11 protein-coding genes are annotated in these 16,413 nt (G+C 72.0%); 5 read left to right on the forward strand and 6 right to left on the reverse strand.

Translation table 11 applies throughout. The features are described from left to right. The gene (locus RCR19_RS27460) at positions 1 to 777 is read left to right on the forward strand and encodes a thioredoxin domain-containing protein (RefSeq protein WP_331267557.1); all 777 of its coding nucleotides are present in this window, start codon (positions 1 to 3) and stop codon (positions 775 to 777) included. A 119-nt stretch (positions 778 to 896) separates the two neighbouring features. Continuing rightward, complete coding sequence (gene lgt / locus RCR19_RS27465; RefSeq protein ID WP_331267558.1) at positions 897 to 1,904, forward strand: prolipoprotein diacylglyceryl transferase; 1,008 nt, start codon at positions 897 to 899, stop codon at positions 1,902 to 1,904. 83 nt (positions 1,905 to 1,987) lie between these two features. Here the strand turns inward: lgt and RCR19_RS27470 are convergent, their stop codons facing one another. Genes RCR19_RS27470 through RCR19_RS27495 form a run of 6 tightly spaced genes read right to left on the reverse strand, consistent with a single transcriptional unit; the run spans position 1,988 to position 8,952 of the window. Further along, a complete protein-coding gene (locus tag RCR19_RS27470) occupies positions 1,988 to 2,833 on the reverse strand; it encodes a CoA ester lyase (RefSeq protein WP_331267559.1) in 846 nt (281 codons plus the stop codon). Continuing rightward, positions 2,830 to 4,020: a CoA transferase gene (locus RCR19_RS27475; protein WP_220294439.1), complete on the reverse strand. Its 1,191-nt coding sequence runs from the start codon at positions 4,018 to 4,020 to the stop codon at positions 2,830 to 2,832. The genes RCR19_RS27470 and RCR19_RS27475 overlap by 4 nt, the downstream gene beginning before the upstream one ends. Continuing rightward, on the reverse strand, positions 4,017 to 5,384 hold the full coding sequence (locus tag RCR19_RS27480) for an ADP-ribosylglycohydrolase family protein (protein WP_331267560.1): 1,368 nt from the start codon (positions 5,382 to 5,384) through the stop codon (positions 4,017 to 4,019). Before RCR19_RS27480 ends, RCR19_RS27475 begins: the two co-directional genes overlap by 4 nt. Before the next feature lies 1 nt (position 5,385). Beyond that, positions 5,386 to 6,540 (reverse strand): ADP-ribosylglycohydrolase family protein, encoded by a 1,155-nt coding sequence (locus RCR19_RS27485; protein ID WP_331267561.1) that lies wholly within the window; start codon positions 6,538 to 6,540, stop codon positions 5,386 to 5,388. 7 nt (positions 6,541 to 6,547) lie between these two features. After that, on the reverse strand, positions 6,548 to 7,678 hold the full coding sequence (locus RCR19_RS27490; protein ID WP_331267562.1) for an ADP-ribosylglycohydrolase family protein: 1,131 nt from the start codon (positions 7,676 to 7,678) through the stop codon (positions 6,548 to 6,550). After that, the gene (locus tag RCR19_RS27495; protein ID WP_331267563.1) at positions 7,675 to 8,952 is read right to left on the reverse strand and encodes an ADP-ribosylglycohydrolase family protein; all 1,278 of its coding nucleotides are present in this window, start codon (positions 8,950 to 8,952) and stop codon (positions 7,675 to 7,677) included. Before RCR19_RS27495 ends, RCR19_RS27490 begins: the two co-directional genes overlap by 4 nt. A gap of 267 nt (positions 8,953 to 9,219) precedes the next feature. On the opposite strand from RCR19_RS27495, the gene RCR19_RS27500 reads away from it, so the two are divergent. The 3 genes from RCR19_RS27500 to RCR19_RS27510 all read left to right on the forward strand — a co-directional run bounded on the left by RCR19_RS27500 (position 9,220) and on the right by RCR19_RS27510 (position 16,374). Next, on the forward strand, positions 9,220 to 9,951 hold the full coding sequence (locus RCR19_RS27500; RefSeq protein WP_331267564.1) for a VIT1/CCC1 transporter family protein: 732 nt from the start codon (positions 9,220 to 9,222) through the stop codon (positions 9,949 to 9,951). Between the two features lie 371 nt (positions 9,952 to 10,322). Next, entirely contained in the window at positions 10,323 to 14,918 is a 4,596-nt protein-coding gene (gene gltB, locus RCR19_RS27505; protein ID WP_331269572.1) for a glutamate synthase large subunit, read from the forward strand. Further along, on the forward strand, positions 14,911 to 16,374 hold the full coding sequence (locus RCR19_RS27510; RefSeq protein ID WP_331267565.1) for a glutamate synthase subunit beta: 1,464 nt from the start codon (positions 14,911 to 14,913) through the stop codon (positions 16,372 to 16,374). The genes gltB and RCR19_RS27510 overlap by 8 nt, the downstream gene beginning before the upstream one ends. Positions 16,375 to 16,413 lie beyond the last annotated feature (39 nt).

Consider the following 16,413-nt stretch of genomic DNA (forward strand, 5'->3'; position numbering starts at 1 on the left):
GTGAGCGAGAAGAACCGTGAAGGAAAGCGCAGCGCCCGTGAGCGGCTGGCGGTGGAGCGAGAGAAGCGGAGGGCCGCGGACAAGCGCCGCCGGGCGCTGATCGTGGGCGCCTCGATCGTCTGCGTCCTGGGCCTTGCGACGGTGGTGGGCGTTCTGGCGGCGAACGCCGGGAAGAGCGGCAAGAGCAGTGCCTCCGGTCCCGCGACCGCGCCCTCCGGCGCGACGGGCAAGGACGGTCTCGCCATCCCGGTCGGAAAGGACAGCGCCAAATCGACCCTTACGGTCTGGGAGGACTTCCGGTGCCCGGCCTGCGAGGCCTTCGAGACCGCCTACCGTCCGACCGTCCGGCAGCTGGCCGACGCCGGACAGCTGAAGGTCGAATACCACCTGGTCACACTCATCGACGGAAATCTCCGCGGCAGCGGCTCACTCCGCGCGGCCAACGCGGCGGCCTGTGCGCAGGACGCCGGCAAGTTCTGGGACTACCACGACGTGCTGTACCAGAACCAGCCCAAGGAGACGCAGGACACCTTCGGGGACAACGACAAGCTCATCGAGCTGGCGGGCAAGGTCGACGGCCTGACCACCCCGACGTTCGAGAAGTGCGTCAAGGACGGTACGCACGACAGCTGGGTGCAGAAGTCGAACACCGCGTTCCAGGCCGGCGGCTTCTCCGGTACACCGACCGTGCTCCTCGACGGCAAGAACGTCTACGGGGACCAGACGATGACCCCGGCCAAGCTGAAGCAGATGGTGGAGGCGGCCAACAAGTCCTGAGGCGCCTGTCGCCCAGTGATGCCCCCGGTGCGCATGGTGCCGGGGGCGTCCTACGTTATGGACCCGTAGCCCGGTCGGTTGCCGCGCTGCCTGTCCGGCACGGTAGCGTCGTTCCTGCCATGGAAATTGCCTACATCCCCAGCCCGTCGCACGGAGTGCTGCACCTCGGCCCCATTCCGCTGCGCGGCTACGCCTTCTGCATCATCATCGGCGTCTTCGTAGCCGTCTGGCTCGGCAACAAGCGCTGGATCGCCCGGGGCGGCCGATCCGGCACGGTGGCCGACATCGCGGTGTGGGCCGTGCCGTTCGGCCTCGTCGGCGGACGGCTGTATCACGTGATCACGGACTACGAGCTGTACTTCAGCGAGGGCCGTGACTGGGTGGACGCGTTCAAGGTCTGGCAGGGCGGACTCGGCATCTGGGGCGCGATCGCGCTCGGGGCGGTCGGCGCCTGGATCGGCTGCCGCCGCAGGGGCATCACGCTCCCCTCGTACGCCGACGCCGTCGCCCCGGGTATCGCCTTCGCGCAGGCCATCGGCCGCTGGGGCAACTGGTTCAACCAGGAGCTCTACGGACGGCCGACGGATCTGCCGTGGGCGCTGCACATCACCTCGGCGACGGACGGCCGGGTGCCGGGGTACTACCACCCGACCTTCCTGTACGAGTCGCTGTGGTGCATCGGGGTCGGCTTCCTGGTCATCTGGGCGGACCGCCGCTTCAAGCTCGGGCACGGACGCGCCTTCGCGCTGTACGTCGCCGCGTACTGCGTGGGCCGCGGGTGGATCGAGTACATGCGCGTCGACGACGCGCACCACGTCCTGGGCCTGCGGCTGAACGACTGGACCGCGATGGTCGTCTTCCTGCTGGCCGTGGCGTACATCGTGGTGTCCTCCCGGCTGCGGCCGGGGCGCGAGGACGTCGTGGAAGCGGGTGCCGACGCGCCGGGCACGGGTGACGGCGACGGGTCCGTGGACCTGGAGAAGAAGCCGGAGGCTCAGCAGGACGAGCCGGAGGCCGCCGTGAAGGACGACACCGGACCGGGGGACGGGAACGGGCCCGTGGACACCTCCGGGCCCACGGCCGAGGCTAAGCGGGCGGACGACGCGGAGTCCGCGAAGAAGGCCTGAGCCGCACACGAACAGGGCAGGGGCGCCGTATCACCGGATACGGCGCCCCTGCCCCGTTCCGCAGGCCCCAGCGTTCGGCGGCCTCAGCGCCTTCGGCGGGCCAGGGACAGAGTCCGGTAGGCCTCCCGCACCACCGCCGTGTCGATGAAGCGCCCGTCGGGCAGGGCCTGCGCGCCCGGCTCCCTGGCCGCGGCCTTCAGGATCTCCTCGGCCAGGGAGATCTCCTCCGTGCTGGGCGCGTAGGCGCGCTCGATGACCGGCAGTTGACGCGGATGGATCGCCGCCCGGCCAAGGAAGCCCAGCGTGCGGCCGTGGGCACAGGAGCGCGCCAGGCCCTCCAGATCCCTCGTGTCCGGGTAGACCGACTGGGCCGGGGGAGGCAGCGCCGCGGCACGGGCTGCCACCACCACGCGCGACCGCGACCAGTCGAGGCCCGCGTCCTCCCGTACGCCCAGGTCGGCCCGCAGATCCGACTCGCCGAGCGCGATGCCCCGCACGGCCGGGTGCGCCGTGGCGATCGCGAACGCCTGCTCCACACCGAGGGCCGTCTCCAGAAGGGCGTACAGGGCGATCGCCCCTCCGTCCGCCGGTGCCGCCCGCTCGGCCACGCGGACCACGTCCGACGGTGACGTCACCTTGGGCAGGCGCAGTCCCGAGAGGCCGGGCAGTGTCGCCAGCGCGGCGAGGTCCGCCTGCGCCCAGGGGCTGTCCAGGGCGTTCACCCGGACGTGGACCGGTACCGGAGGACGCCCGGTCAACCGCTCCGCCGTCGCCGCCCGCGCGTACTCCTTGCGGTCGGGCGCGACCGCGTCCTCGAGGTCGATCAGCACCACGTCCGCTCCGGAGGCCAGCGCCTTTCCGACCACCTCCGGCCGGTCCCCGGGGGCGTACAGCCAGGTGAGAGGGGGGAAGCCCGGACGTGCGGTCACAGCGCGCCCTCCGCCGCGAGCGCGGCGATCTCCGGGCCGGTGAGGCCAAGCTCGGTCAGGATCGCCTCGGTGTCCGCGCCGTGCGGGCGGCCCGCCCAGCGGATCTCCCCGGGCGTGGCGGACAGCCGGAACAGCACGTTCTGCATGCGCAGCGCCCCGAGGTCGGGGTCGTCGGGAACCGTCGTGATCGTGCCCAGCGCCGCGTACTGGGGGTCGGTCATCACCTCCCGTACGTCCTGCACGGGCGCCACGGCGGCCTCCGCCCCCTCGAACGCCTTGAGCACCTCGGCGCGCGTCCGGCCGGCGATCCACTCGCCGACCGCGGCGTCCAGGACATCGGCGTGCCGGGCCCGGTCCGCCCCGCTCGCGAACCAGGGCTCGTCGATCAGCTCGGGGCGGCCGACCAGGCGCATCACCCGCTCGGCGACGGACTGCGCGGAGGTCGATACGGCGACCCAGTCGCCGTCCGCGGTGCGGTAGGTGTTGCGCGGGGCGTTGTTCTGGGAGCGGTTGCCGGTGCGCTGCTGGACGTGCCCCAGCTGGTCGTACCAGATCGGCTGCGGTCCCAGGACCGTGAGGATCGGTTCGATGATCGCCATGTCCACGACCTGGCCGGTACCGGTGCGGTCCCGGGCCGCGAGCGCCGTCATCACCGCGTACGCCGTCGCCAGGCCCGCAATGGAGTCGGCGAGCCCGAACGGCGGGAGCGTCGGCGGGGCGTCCGGCTCCCCGGTGATGGCGGCGAACCCGCTCATCGCCTCCGCGAGGGTGCCGAACCCGGGACGGCGGGCGTACGGGCCGAACTGTCCGAAGGCGGTCACCCGGGCGAGGACCAGCCGGGGGTTGGCCGCCGAGAGTTCGTCCCAGCCGAGGGACCACCTCTCCAGGGTCCCCGGACGGAAGTTCTCGACGATCACGTCGGCACCGGCGGCCAGCCTCAGCAGCGTCGCGCGGCCGCCGGGCTTCGACAGGTCCAGCGTCATCGTCCGCTTGTTGCGGCCCAGCAGCTTCCACCACAGGCCCACCCCGTTCTTCGCCGGGCCGTGCCCGCGGGAGGGGTCGGGACGGGTGGGGTGCTCGATCTTGACGACGTCGGCACCGAAGTCACCGAGCAGGGTGGCGGCGAGGGGACCGGCGAAGAGGGTCGCGAGATCCAGGACCTTCAGGCCGGTCAGGGGTGCGGTCATGAGCGGTGGGCCTCCCGGTGGGTGATCTGGGCCAGGGTGTCGAATCCGATGCCGTTGAAGTCGCCGACGGATGTGGTCAGCCGGTTCTTCAGCGGGGTCGTCCAGCGGTCGGGGAGCGCGCCGGGACGTCCGGCCAGCAGGCCCGCGATGCTGCCGGCCGTCGCACCGTTGGAGTCGGTGTCCCAGCCTCCGGACACGGCGCGGCACACGGAGGCGGTGAAGTCGCCGTCCGCGTGGGTGAGGGCGGCGGCGATCAGAGCCGTGTTGGGGACGGCGTGCACCCAGTGGCAGGTGCGGTGGGCGGCATGGAGCCGGTCGACGACCGTGTCGAAGTCCTCCGTGTCGCGGGCGAGCCGCACGGCGTGCCGGACGGCGCGGGCGAGACGCGAACCGGGCGGGACGACGGCGAGTCCGGTACGCAGGCAGTGGTGGACGTCGTGGGCGCCGGTGGCCGCCGAGGCGATGGCGGAAGCGGTGAACATCGCCGCGTAGACCCCGTTCGCGGTGTGGGTGAGGGTGGCGTCGCGGTGGGCCTGCTCGGCCGCCGCGGCCGGATCGCCCGGGTTGGTCCAGCCGTGCACATCGGCCCGGATCAGTGCGCCGATCCACTCGCGGAACGGGTTGCGGTGGCGGGCCGTGCGCGGGGGCTCGATGCCGCAGAGCAGATTGCGGTAGGCGATGCGCTCGGCGGTGAAGGTGCGTCCCGCGGGGAGTTCCTCGAGCCAGAGCCGGGCCACGTCGGCGGTGGTGAAGGACCTGCCGTGGCGGCCGAGCAGCAGCAGGTTCAGCAGGGGGTAGTTGAGGTCGTCGTCCTCGGGCATACCGTCGATGTTCTCGGCGAGCGACGTGCCGGCGGAGCGACGGTTCCACGGGTACGCCTCAAGGAGCTCCGGGGGGACTCCCCGGGCCGTGAACCAGGTGTCCAGGGGCCAGTTGCCGGTGGCCCCGGCGAGCCGGCGGATCCCTTCGAGGGGGAGCTTCTCCACGGGTTTGCCGAGGAGGCAGCCGACGGCCCTGCCGAGCCAGGCGGCCCCCAGACGCGCCTCGTCCGGCGGCCGGTACCCGCCCGTCGCCGTCCCGGAGGGCCAGTCGGGGCACAGCGCCCTGATCCTCGCCAGATCCGTCGGTTCGGTGTCCGCCGTCGTGCCCGGCAGGTCGGCGAGTTCGTCCAGCAGGTCCTCCGCCAGCAGCCGCAGATACGGTGACACCGGCAGGGCCGACGCACCCGCGTGCAGGGGTGCCTCGGGGCCGCCGGCGCGGCGCCATCTGGCCGCGACGGCCGATGTCGCCCGGCCCTCCTGCTCCGCCTGGCGCAATTCGTGCCCGAGCAGATCCTCCGGCTGGACCCAGGTCAGTCGGAGCACCTCAGCCTCCGATCCCGGTGAACGCGGCCTCGTGGGCCCGGCGCCGGGACACGTCGCGGGCGAAGACCTCCCGGGTCACCTCGGTGAGCGTCCGGGCCGGCGCGTGCAGGTCGAGACGGCTCGCCTCCGCGACCGCCTTCGCCCAGTACTCGGGGACCTCCGAGCCCAGGGCGCCGGTGATCGCGCCCGCCATCGTCGCGATCGAGTCGCAGTCCCGGCCGTAGTTCACCGCGCCGAGCACCGCGTGGCGGAAGTCGCCGTGTGCCACGACCATCATGCCGAGCGCCACCGGGAGTTCCTCGATCGTGTGCAGCCGGGAGGGACGTCGGGCGCCCAGGGACGGATCCCGGTAGTCGGGGCCGACCGTGTCGTAGGGCGCCACCGCCTCCCGCAGCGGCCGCAGTGCGGACTCGAAGTCCGAGTAGCGGGAGGCGGCGTCGCAGACCGTCTCGATGGCGGCGCGCGTGCCGTCCTTCGCCAGCGACAGGCACGCGGCCACGACCGAGTCGGGGGTCGCGCCCGGCTCGCACGCCGCCGCCACCGCGGCCGCGAAGACCCCGGCCGCCTCCCTGCCGTACGACGACTGGTGCGCCCCCGCGACGTCCAGCGCCTCGGCGTAGGCGCCCGCCGGATTGGCCGCGTTGACCAGTCCGACCGGCGCCATGTACATCGCGGCACCGCAGTTGACGATGTTGCCGACGCCGGCCTCGCGCGGGTCGACATGGCCGTAGTGCAGCCGCGCCACCAGCCACTTCTCCGCCAGGAAGATCCGCTGGAGAGGGATCGCCTCCGCCTCCAGTTCCGGGATCCAGCAGCGGCCGGTCATCAGGTCGGGGACGAGATGCCGGGCGATCGCGTAGGCGTCGAGGTGGTCGCGGACGGTTCCGTACACCCGCACCAGCGCGTGGGTCATCAGGGTGTCGTCGGTCACGTGGCCGTCGCCCTTGTGGTACGGGGCGATGGGGCGGGCCGTGCGCCAGGCGTCGCCGTGCCAGGGTCCGACGATCCCGTGCACGCGACCGCCGTGCCGTTCGACGATCTGCTCGGGGGAGTAGCCCTCGACGGGTCCGCCGAGGGCGTCGCCGACGGCGGCGCCGACGAGGGCGCCGGTGATGCGTTCGTCGAGAGGTGTCGTCTCGTCAGAAGTGGGCGTCATGTCCGAATCATCCACCGGCGGCGGCCAGTTCCATCGTCTCCAGGAGTTCGGCGAGGCGTACGAGGTCGGTTCCGCTCAGGCGGGGAAGGGCGCAGCCCGAGAGGGTCCGGCACGCTTCGCGCCAGGGGGCGGGGATCGCGGCGGCGCCGCCGAGCGCGCCGGTGAGCGCGCCGGCCAGGGCGGGCGCGGAGTCGGCGACGCGCGAGAGACAGGCGGCGGCGGGCACGGCCTCCGCGATCCGGCCGCCCGCCGCCGTCGCCAGGGCGAGGGCGACCGGCACCGTCTCCGCGGCGGCGATGCCGTAGCTGTAGACGTGGTCGACGATCTGGTGCTCGAGCAGCGGGACGACACAGAAGGCGCCGCCGCCGCTGTGCGCCAGCTCCAGCGCGTGCCGGGTGTTGCGGCCGATCTCCGTGGTCTCGGGGAGTTCGGCGAGTGCCGCTGCCACGCAGGTGTCCACCGCCTCCCCGGACAGGGCGAGCGAGAGCGCCGCGGCCATGCAGCGGGCACCGTGCACCCCGTCGCCGTCCTGGGTGTAGCGGGCGTCGAACTCGGCCAGCTCGGCGGCGAGCCCGGGATCTCCGGGATGCGCCACGGCGAGGACACAGGCCCGTACACAGGCGGCGTCGTCGAAGTAGTGCGGGTTGTCGTGGCCGGTGGCGGGCGGGCGCAGCCCGGTGGCGAGGTTGCCGAGCCCCGCGCGGACGGAGATCCGGGCCCGCAGTGTCACCCGTGCCGACTCGACCTCGGGCGCGCGCTCGGCCGCCGCGGCGACCTCTCCGGCGATCGTGTTCCAGGACAGGTCGATGGCCGCTCGCATGCTGCGGCGGCGATCGAGGTCGCCGAACGCACCGGCGTCCGCGGCCCGCAGTACGGCGTGGGCGGCGAACGCCGCCCACTCGGCGTCGTCCGACGGCCCGAGTCTGAGCGGTTCCGGCGGCTGGTTGAGGGCGATCGGCACGGGCAGGGTCGTGGTCGCGTTCTGCTCGGCGAAGGCGTCGAGCTCCCGGGTCAGCCGCCGGGTCCACTCGGGCATACGGGCGGCCCGGTGCCGGGCCGCGGGCCATCCGGCCGCGTCGCCCGCGGCGAGCCCGAGCAGGAGGCCCTCGACACGGCGGGGAGCGTCGGAGCCGTTCACGGCTCGACCCCGTCCTCGTCCGGGCTCTCCACGAACGCCGCCTCCGCGTACGCCGCCGGGTCGGGCCGGTCCCGTGCGTCCTGCCGCGCGGGACCGCCCTGCCGCGCGGGACCGCCCTGCCGCGCGGAGTCGCCGCGCCGGGCGGGGCCGCCGCGATCACCGCGCCGCGCGGGCCTGCCGCGGCGCCCCGGACCGTCGGACCGGGCGCGGCCGCCCTGCCGGGTGCCCGCCGCCGTCCCCCTGCCCCACAGTCCGGCGAGCTCCGCCCCCCACCTGCCGTCGTCGCCGGGGGTCAGCAGCTCCGCCACATCCAGCACGTGGTGGCCCTCCATGGCCGGGAGACAGCGGCCGCGGGCCGGGCCGATCGCCGCCGCCCAGTCGGCGGGGATCGCCGAGATCCCGCAGGTCGCGCCCGCGAGGGCGCCCGCGACGGCCGCCGTGGTGTCGGCGTCGCGGCCCATGTTGACCGCGGTGAGCACCGACTCCGTGAAGTCGCCCTCCGCCGCCGCGTACGCGCCGAAGGCCAGGGCCACCGCCTCCGGGGCGAGGTCCGTCCAGGGATAGCCGCCGATCACCACCGCGGAGCGGATCGCGCGGGCCCCGCGGTGGGCGTGGGCGACGGCGCGGCGCAGGGAGCGGGCGGTCCAGGAGTCCTCGGGGACGACGGCGAGGGCCGAGGCGACCACGGCGGACGTGGACGCGCCCGCCATCGCCGCCGCGACCCCGGCCGCGACCGCCCGGCCGCCGTGGATGCCCTCCCCTTCGTGGCTCACCGAGCCGTCGATCGCGACCAGCCGGGCCGCCTCCGCGGGGCGGCCCGCGGCGAAGACGCCGAAGGGCGCCGCGCGCATGGCGAGTCCGTCGCTCCAGGCGTGCCGATGCTGGGCGGTGATGGGCGCCGCGAGCCCGCGGCGGAGGTTCTCCAGCGTGCCCCGCTCGCTGAAACCCGCCCCGCGGAACGGGCCCTCGTCCCGGTCCGCGATCCACTCGTGCCAGGCCGCCTCCACGTGCGCCACGGTGAGTGCCGAGCCGTGCCGGGCCAGCAGCAGTCCCGAGAAGATCGCGTACTCGGTGTCGTCCGTGCCCGAAGGCTCCTCGACGACGTAACCGGTGATGCGTCCCCAGCGGGCGCGGATCTCGGAGGGCCTCATGTTCTCGGCGGGCGCGCCCAGCGCGTCCCCCACGGCGAGACCGAGCAGTGCGCCGCGCGCCCGTTCGCGGAGACCGGCGGCCTCTCCGGGGGCCGGGGCCGGGGGAATGCAGGCGATGGCCATACGGTGCCTCTCCTTTCAGGCACCCCCCTGAACCGGGGTGTGGAAACCCCTTTGCGCATCTGTGCCACGCGAGCGGTTCTCCCGAGCCTGACCGGCCGCAGCATCACCCGACCGACATCTGTGCATGGCTCATCACGTATGAGCAAGAAAAGGTAAAGCCCCAGGTTAGCGCAGCCTCTCCTTGCTGGCGGCGCGGCAATATCCGACGTACTTTTGCTGTTGTCGAAAAGTGGAAGCAGTCCAATCAAGCAATCTGGGGGCTCGGGCATGGCCATCATCGAGACCGAGGCGACGCTGCACGAGGCGCACCGGGACAACCACACGCACCGCGATGTGAACGGTGGATGGCTGCGCCCCGCCGTCTTCGGCGCGATGGACGGCCTGGTGTCCAACCTGGCTCTGATGACGGGTGTCGCCGGCGGTGCCGTCGGCCAGCAGACCATCGTGATCACCGGACTCGCGGGCCTGGCCGCAGGCGCCTTCTCCATGGCGGCCGGTGAGTACACCTCCGTCGCCTCCCAGCGGGAACTGGTCGAGGCCGAGCTCGACGTCGAACGGCGCGAGCTCAGAAAGCACCCGGAGGGCGAGGAGGAGGAGCTCGCGGCGCTGTACGAGGCGCGCGGCGTGGAGCCGGCACTGGCCCGCGAGGTCGCCCGGCAGCTGTCCCGCGACCCCGAGCAGGCGCTGGAGATACACGCGCGCGAGGAGCTCGGGATCGACCCGGGTGATCTGCCGTCCCCGGGGGTGGCGGCCGTCTCCAGCTTCGGTTCGTTCGCGCTCGGCGCCCTGCTGCCCCTCCTGCCGTATCTGCTCGGCTCCCATGCGCTGTGGCCGGCCGTGCTGCTCGCCCTCGCCGGGCTCTTCGGCTGCGGTGCGGTGGTGGCCAGGGTGACGGCGCGCAGCTGGTGGTACAGCGGTCTTCGGCAGCTCGTCCTGGGTGGCGCGGCGGCCGGTGTGACGTACGCCCTGGGCAGCCTGTTCGGTACCGCCGTAGGATGATGGCGAGGCACTTATGCGAGGGACCGTATAAGTAGCCGTTACTCGGCGGTTTCGACTGGTTAACCAGCGGGCATGAGCCGTAAGCGCCGCGGGCAATGACGCCTGCGCCGCACAACATCACCGCGGGCGACGACGCCCCCAGTACCCTGGGTCAAGGGACACCGATCTGTCCGCTTGTGCCCCCTTTTGATTCCGTTGCCGCACGTGCGACCCGCGCCACGTCTCGGCAATGTCCGCATGCTGGAATGATCTGTCCCGCTTCCCGAGAATCGCTCCATCATGTAACCTGCACGAAATTTTGCACCCGACGCAGAGGGCCAACGTCGTCCCTCGGCACCTGCATATGCCACATGACGACGACGGGAGAGCCGATGCGTACGCCGCGCCAGCCGTCCCAGCATTCCGCGAATGGCCAGAACTGGTCGTTCATGGATGCTCGCCCTGCTGCGCAGGGTATGTATGACCCCCGCAACGAGCACGACGCATGCGGCGTCGGCTTCGTGGCCACCCTCACCGGTGAGGCGAGCCATGCGCTGGTCGAGCAGGCGCTCACCGTTCTGCGCAATCTGGAGCACCGCGGAGCCACCGGCTCCGAGCCCGACTCGGGCGACGGCGCGGGCATCCTCTCCCAGGTGCCCGACGCGTTCTTCCGCGAGGTGGCCGGATTCGAGCTGCCCGAGGCGGGCGCGTACGCGGTCGGTATCGCCTTCCTTCCCCAGGCGGACTCCTCCGAAGCCGTCTCACGGATCGAGACGATCGCCGCGGACGAGGGTCTGACCGTCCTCGGCTGGCGCGAGGTCCCCGTCGCCCCCGAGCTGCTGGGCGCCACCGCCCGCTCGACGATGCCCGCCTTCCGTCAGGTGTTCGTCGCGGACGGTGCGAGCAACGGCATCGAGCTCGACCGCAAGGCGTTCCTGCTGCGCAAGCGTGCCGAGCGCGAGGCCGGCGTGTACTTCCCGTCGCTGTCCGCGCGCACGATCGTCTACAAGGGCATGCTGACCACCGGCCAGCTCGAGCCCTTCTTCCCCGACCTGTCCGACCGCCGCTTCGCCACGGCCATCGCGCTGGTCCACTCGCGCTTCTCCACCAACACCTTCCCGAGCTGGCCGCTCGCCCACCCGTACCGCTTCGTCGCGCACAACGGCGAGATCAACACGGTCAAGGGCAACCGCAACTGGATGCGCGCCCGCGAGTCCCAGCTCGCCTCCGACCTGTTCGGCTCCCAGGAGAAGCTGGAGCGGATCTTCCCGGTCTGCACCCCGGACGCCTCGGACTCCGCGTCCTTCGACGAGGTGCTCGAGCTGCTGCACCTCGGCGGCCGCTCCCTGCCGCACTCCGTGCTGATGATGATCCCGGAGGCGTGGGAGAACCACGACTCCATGGACGCGGCCCGGCGCGCCTTCTACCAGTTCCACTCCACGATGATGGAGCCCTGGGACGGCCCCGCCTGCGTCACCTTCACCGACGGCACCCAGGTCGGCGCCGTGCTCGACCGCAACGGTCTGCGCCCCGGCCGCTACTGGGTCACCGACGACGGCCTCGTCGTCCTCGGTTCCGAGGTCGGCGTCCTCGACATCGACCCGGCCAGGGTCGTCCGCAAGGGCCGCCTGCAGCCCGGCCGGATGTTCCTCGTCGACACCGACGAGCACCGCATCATCGAGGACGACGAGATCAAGGCGACCCTCGCGGCGAAGCAGCCGTACGAGGAGTGGCTTGAGGCCGGTGAGATCGAGCTGGGCGACCTGCCCGAGCGTGAGCACATCGTGCACACCCACGCCTCGGTCACCCGCCGCCAGCAGACCTTCGGCTACACCGAGGAGGAGCTGCGCGTGCTCCTCGCGCCGATGGCCAAGGCCGGCGCCGAGCCGATCGGCTCGATGGGCACCGACTCGCCGATCGCCGCGCTGAGTGAGCGCCCGCGCCTGCTCTTCGACTACTTCACCCAGCTGTTCGCGCAGGTCACCAACCCGCCGCTGGACGCCATCCGCGAGGAACTGGTGACCTCCCTGCGCTCGTCGCTGGGTCCGCAGGGCAACCTGCTGGAGCCGACCGCGGCGTCCTGCCGCAGTGTCGTGCTGCCCTTCCCGGTGATCGACAACGACGAGCTGGCGAAGCTCATCCACATCAACGCCGACGGCGACATGCCCGGCATGAAGGCCGCGACGCTCTCCGGTCTCTTCCGGGTCTCCGGTGGGGGCGACGCCCTCGCCGCGCGCCTGGAGGAGGTCTGCGCCGAGACCGACGCCGCCATCGAGAACGGCGCCCGTCTGATCGTCCTGTCGGACCGCCACTCGGACGCCGAGCACGCGCCGATCCCGTCGCTGCTGCTCACCGCGGCCGTCCACCACCACCTCATCCGCACCAAGCAGCGCAGTCATGTGGGCCTGCTGGTGGAGGCCGGCGACGTCCGCGAGGTCCACCACGTCGCCCTGCTCATCGGCTTCGGCGCCGCGGCCGTCAACCCGTACCTGGCGATGGAGTCCGTCGAGGACCTGGTCAGGGCGGGCACCTTCCTGCCCGGCATCGACGCCGAGAAGGCCATCCGCAACCTGATCTACGCGCTCGGCAAGGGCGTTCTGAAGGTCATGTCCAAGATGGGCATCTCGACCGTCGCCTCCTACCGCGGCGCCCAGGTCTTCGAGGCCGTCGGCCTCGACGAGGCCTTCGTCGACCAGTACTTCAACGGCACCGCCACGAAGATAGGCGGCGTCGGCATCGACGTCGTCGCCCAAGAGGTCGCCGCCCGCCACGCCAAGGCCTACCCGGCCTCCGGCATCGCTCCCGCGCACCGCGCGCTGGAGATCGGCGGCGAGTACCAGTGGCGCCGCGAGGGCGAGCCGCACCTGTTCGACCCGGACACGGTCTTCCGCCTCCAGCACTCCACCCGCACCGGCCGCTACGACATCTTCAAGAAGTACACGGCCCGGGTGAACGAGCAGTCCGAGCGCCTGATGACGCTGCGCGGCCTGTTCGGCTTCAAGTCCGGCCGGCAGCCGATCTCCGTCGACGAGGTCGAGCCGGTCTCCGAGATCGTCAAGCGGTTCTCCACGGGCGCCATGTCGTACGGCTCCATCTCCAAGGAGGCGCACGAGACGCTCGCCATCGCCATGAACCAGCTGGGCGCCAAGTCCAACACCGGCGAGGGCGGCGAGGACCCGGACCGCCTGTACGACCCGGCGCGCCGCTCGGCGATCAAGCAGGTCGCGTCCGGCCGGTTCGGCGTGACCTCCGAGTACCTGGTCAACGCGGACGACATCCAGATCAAGATGGCCCAGGGCGCCAAGCCCGGCGAGGGCGGCCAGCTGCCCGGCCACAAGGTCTACCCGTGGGTGGCCAGGACCCGGCACTCGACGCCGGGTGTCGGCCTGATCTCACCGCCGCCGCACCACGACATCTACTCCATCGAGGACCTGGCCCAGCTGATCCACGACCTGAAGAACGCGAATCCGAAGGCGCGGATCCACGTGAAGCTGGTCTCGGAGGTCGGCGTCGGCACGGTCGCCGCGGGTGTCTCGAAGGCGCACGCGGACGTCGTCCTGATCTCCGGTCACGACGGCGGCACCGGCGCCTCCCCGCTCACGTCGCTGAAGCACGCCGGCGGTCCCTGGGAGCTCGGCCTCGCCGAGACCCAGCAGACCCTGCTGCTCAACGGGCTGCGGGACCGGATCGTCGTGCAGACCGACGGTCAGCTCAAGACGGGCCGTGACGTGGTCATCGCCGCCCTGCTGGGCGCCGAGGAGTTCGGCTTCGCGACCGCGCCGCTCGTCGTCTCCGGCTGCGTCATGATGCGCGTCTGCCACCTGGACACCTGTCCGGTCGGCATCGCCACCCAGAACCCGGTGCTGCGCGAGCGCTTCACCGGCAAGGCCGAGTTCGTCGTGAACTTCTTCCGGTTCATCGCCGAGGAGGTCCGCGAACTCCTCGCGGAGCTGGGCTTCCGCTCCATCGAGGAGGCCGTCGGCCACGCCGAGGCGCTCGACGTCACGCGGGCCGTCGACCACTGGAAGGCGCAGGGCCTGGACCTGGAGCCGCTGTTCCACGTGCCCGAACTGCCCGAGGCGGCGGTGCGCCACCAGATCGTCGCCCAGGACCACGGCCTGGAGAAGGCGCTCGACAACGAGCTGATCAAGCTCGCCGCCGACGCGCTGGCCGCGAACTCCCAGGCCGACGCCCAGCCGGTGCGCGCCCAGGTCGCCATCCGCAACATCAACCGCACGGTCGGCACCATGCTCGGTCACGAGGTGACGAAGAAGTTCGGCGGGGCGGGTCTGCCCGACGACACCATCGACATCACCTTCACGGGGTCGGCGGGTCAGTCCTTCGGCGCCTTCCTGCCGCGTGGCATCACGCTGCGCCTGGAGGGCGACGCCAACGACTACGTCGCCAAGGGCCTGTCGGGAGGCCGCGTCATCGTGCGCCCGGACCGGGCCGCGGACCACCTCGCCGAGTACTCGACCATCGCGGGCAACACCCTCGCCTACGGCGCGACGGGCGGGGAACTGTTCCTGCGCGGCCGCACCGGCGAGCGCTTCTGCGTCCGCAACTCCGGTGCGCTCGTGGTGTCGGAGGGCGTGGGCGACCACGGCTGCGAGTACATGACCGGTGGCCACGCGGTCGTGCTCGGCGAGACGGGCCGCAACTTCGCGGCCGGTATGTCGGGCGGCATCGCGTACGTCGTCGACCTGAACCGCGACAACGTCAACGCCGGCAACCAGGCCTCCGTCGAGCCGCTGGACGAGGCCGACAAGCAGTGGCTGCACGACGTGGTGCGCCGGCACGCCGAGGAGACCGGTTCCACGGTCGCCGGGAAGCTCCTCGCCGAGTGGTCCGTCTCCGTGGACCGCTTCAGCAAGATCATCCCCAGCACCTACAAGGCAGTGCTCGCCGCCAAGGACGCCGCCGAGCGAGCGGGTCTCTCCGAGACCGAGATCACCGAGAAGATGATGGAGGCGGCGACCCATGGCTGATCCGAAGGGCTTCCTGACGCACGGCCGCGAGGTCGCCACGTCCCGCCCGGTGGACGAGCGTGTCAAGGACTGGAACGAGGTCTACGTTCCGGGCTCGCTGCTGCCGATCATCAGCAAGCAGGCCAGCCGGTGCATGGACTGCGGCATCCCGTTCTGCCACAACGGCTGTCCGCTCGGAAACCTCATCCCCGAGTGGAACGACTACGCCTACCGCGAGGACTGGACCGAGGCCTCCGAGCGGCTGCACGCCACGAACAACTTCCCGGAGTTCACGGGGCGCCTGTGCCCCGCGCCCTGCGAGTCGGCGTGCGTGCTCGGCATCAACCAGCTGCCGGTCACCATCAAGAACGTCGAGGTCTCGATCATCGACAAGGCGTGGGACAGCGGTGACGTCAAGCCGCAGGCCCCCGAGCGCCTGTCGGGCAAGACCGTCGCGGTCATCGGCTCCGGCCCGGCGGGCCTGGCCGCCGCCCAGCAGCTCACGCGAGCGGGCCACACGGTCGCGGTGTACGAGCGCGCGGACCGCGTCGGCGGTCTGCTCCGCTACGGCATCCCCGAGTTCAAGATGGAGAAGCGGCACATCAACCGCCGTATCGAGCAGATGCGCGCGGAGGGCACCCGCTTCCGTACCGGTGTGGAGGTCGGCCGCGATCTGAAGGCGACGGACCTGCGCAAGCGGTACGACGCCGTGGTGATCGCGGCGGGCGCCACGACCGCACGCGACCTGCCGGTCCCGGGCCGCGAGCTCAAGGGCATCCACCAGGCCATGGAGTACCTGCCCCTGTCGAACAAGGTGCAGGAGGGCGACTATGTGACCGCGCCGATCTCGGCCGAGGGCAAGCATGTCGTCGTGATCGGCGGCGGTGACACGGGCGCGGACTGCGTCGGCACCGCCCACCGCCAGGGTGCGGCCTCCGTCACCCAGCTGGAGATCATGCCCCGCCCGAACGACGAGCGGCACCCGGTCCAGCAGCCGTGGCCGACGTTCCCGATCCTCTACAAGGTCACCTCGGCGCACGAGGAGGGCGGCGAGCGCATCTACGCGGCCTCCACGAGCCACTTCGAGGGCGACGAGGACGGCCGGGTGCAGTGGCTGCACCTCGCCGAGGTCGAGTTCGTGGACGGCAAGCCGACCTCCAAGCCGGGCACGGAGCGCAGGATCCCGGCCCAGCTGGTGACCCTCGCCATGGGCTTCACGGGCACCGACCGCGAGAACGGCCTGGTCGAGCAGTTCGGCCTGGAGCTCGACGAGCGGGGTAATATCGCGCGTGACGCCGACTTCCGGACGAACGTGCCGGGCGTGTTCGTGGCGGGTGACGCCGGCCGCGGCCAGTCCCTGATCGTGTGGGCGATCGCCGAGGGCCGCTCGGCGGCCCGTGGCGTCGACCGCTTCCTGACGGGCGCCAGTGACCTCCCGGCCCCGATCCGCCCGACGGATCGCTCGCTGATGGTCTGAGGCATCCTCAGGTCCGACCTGACGGTCACCCATGAAGCG

Source organism: Streptomyces sp. WAC07094 (assembly GCF_036320405.1).
In the GTDB taxonomy this organism is placed as follows: Bacteria; Actinomycetota; Actinomycetes; order Streptomycetales; family Streptomycetaceae; genus Streptomyces; species Streptomyces lannensis.

Excerpts from the sequence above, each read along its gene's own strand:
- lgt (WP_331267558.1), top strand. The coding sequence starts at position 897 with ATGGAAATTGCCTACATCCCCAGCCCGTCGCACGGAGTGCTGCACCTC.
- RCR19_RS27475 (WP_220294439.1), bottom strand. The coding sequence starts at position 4,020 with ATGACCGCACCCCTGACCGGCCTGAAGGTCCTGGATCTCGCGACCCTC.
- RCR19_RS27485 (WP_331267561.1), bottom strand. The coding sequence starts at position 6,540 with ATGACGCCCACTTCTGACGAGACGACACCTCTCGACGAACGCATCACC.
- RCR19_RS27495 (WP_331267563.1), bottom strand. The coding sequence starts at position 8,952 with ATGGCCATCGCCTGCATTCCCCCGGCCCCGGCCCCCGGAGAGGCCGCC.
- RCR19_RS27500 (WP_331267564.1), top strand. The coding sequence starts at position 9,220 with ATGGCCATCATCGAGACCGAGGCGACGCTGCACGAGGCGCACCGGGAC.
- gltB (WP_331269572.1), top strand. The coding sequence starts at position 10,323 with ATGCGTACGCCGCGCCAGCCGTCCCAGCATTCCGCGAATGGCCAGAAC.
- RCR19_RS27510 (WP_331267565.1), top strand. The coding sequence starts at position 14,911 with ATGGCTGATCCGAAGGGCTTCCTGACGCACGGCCGCGAGGTCGCCACG.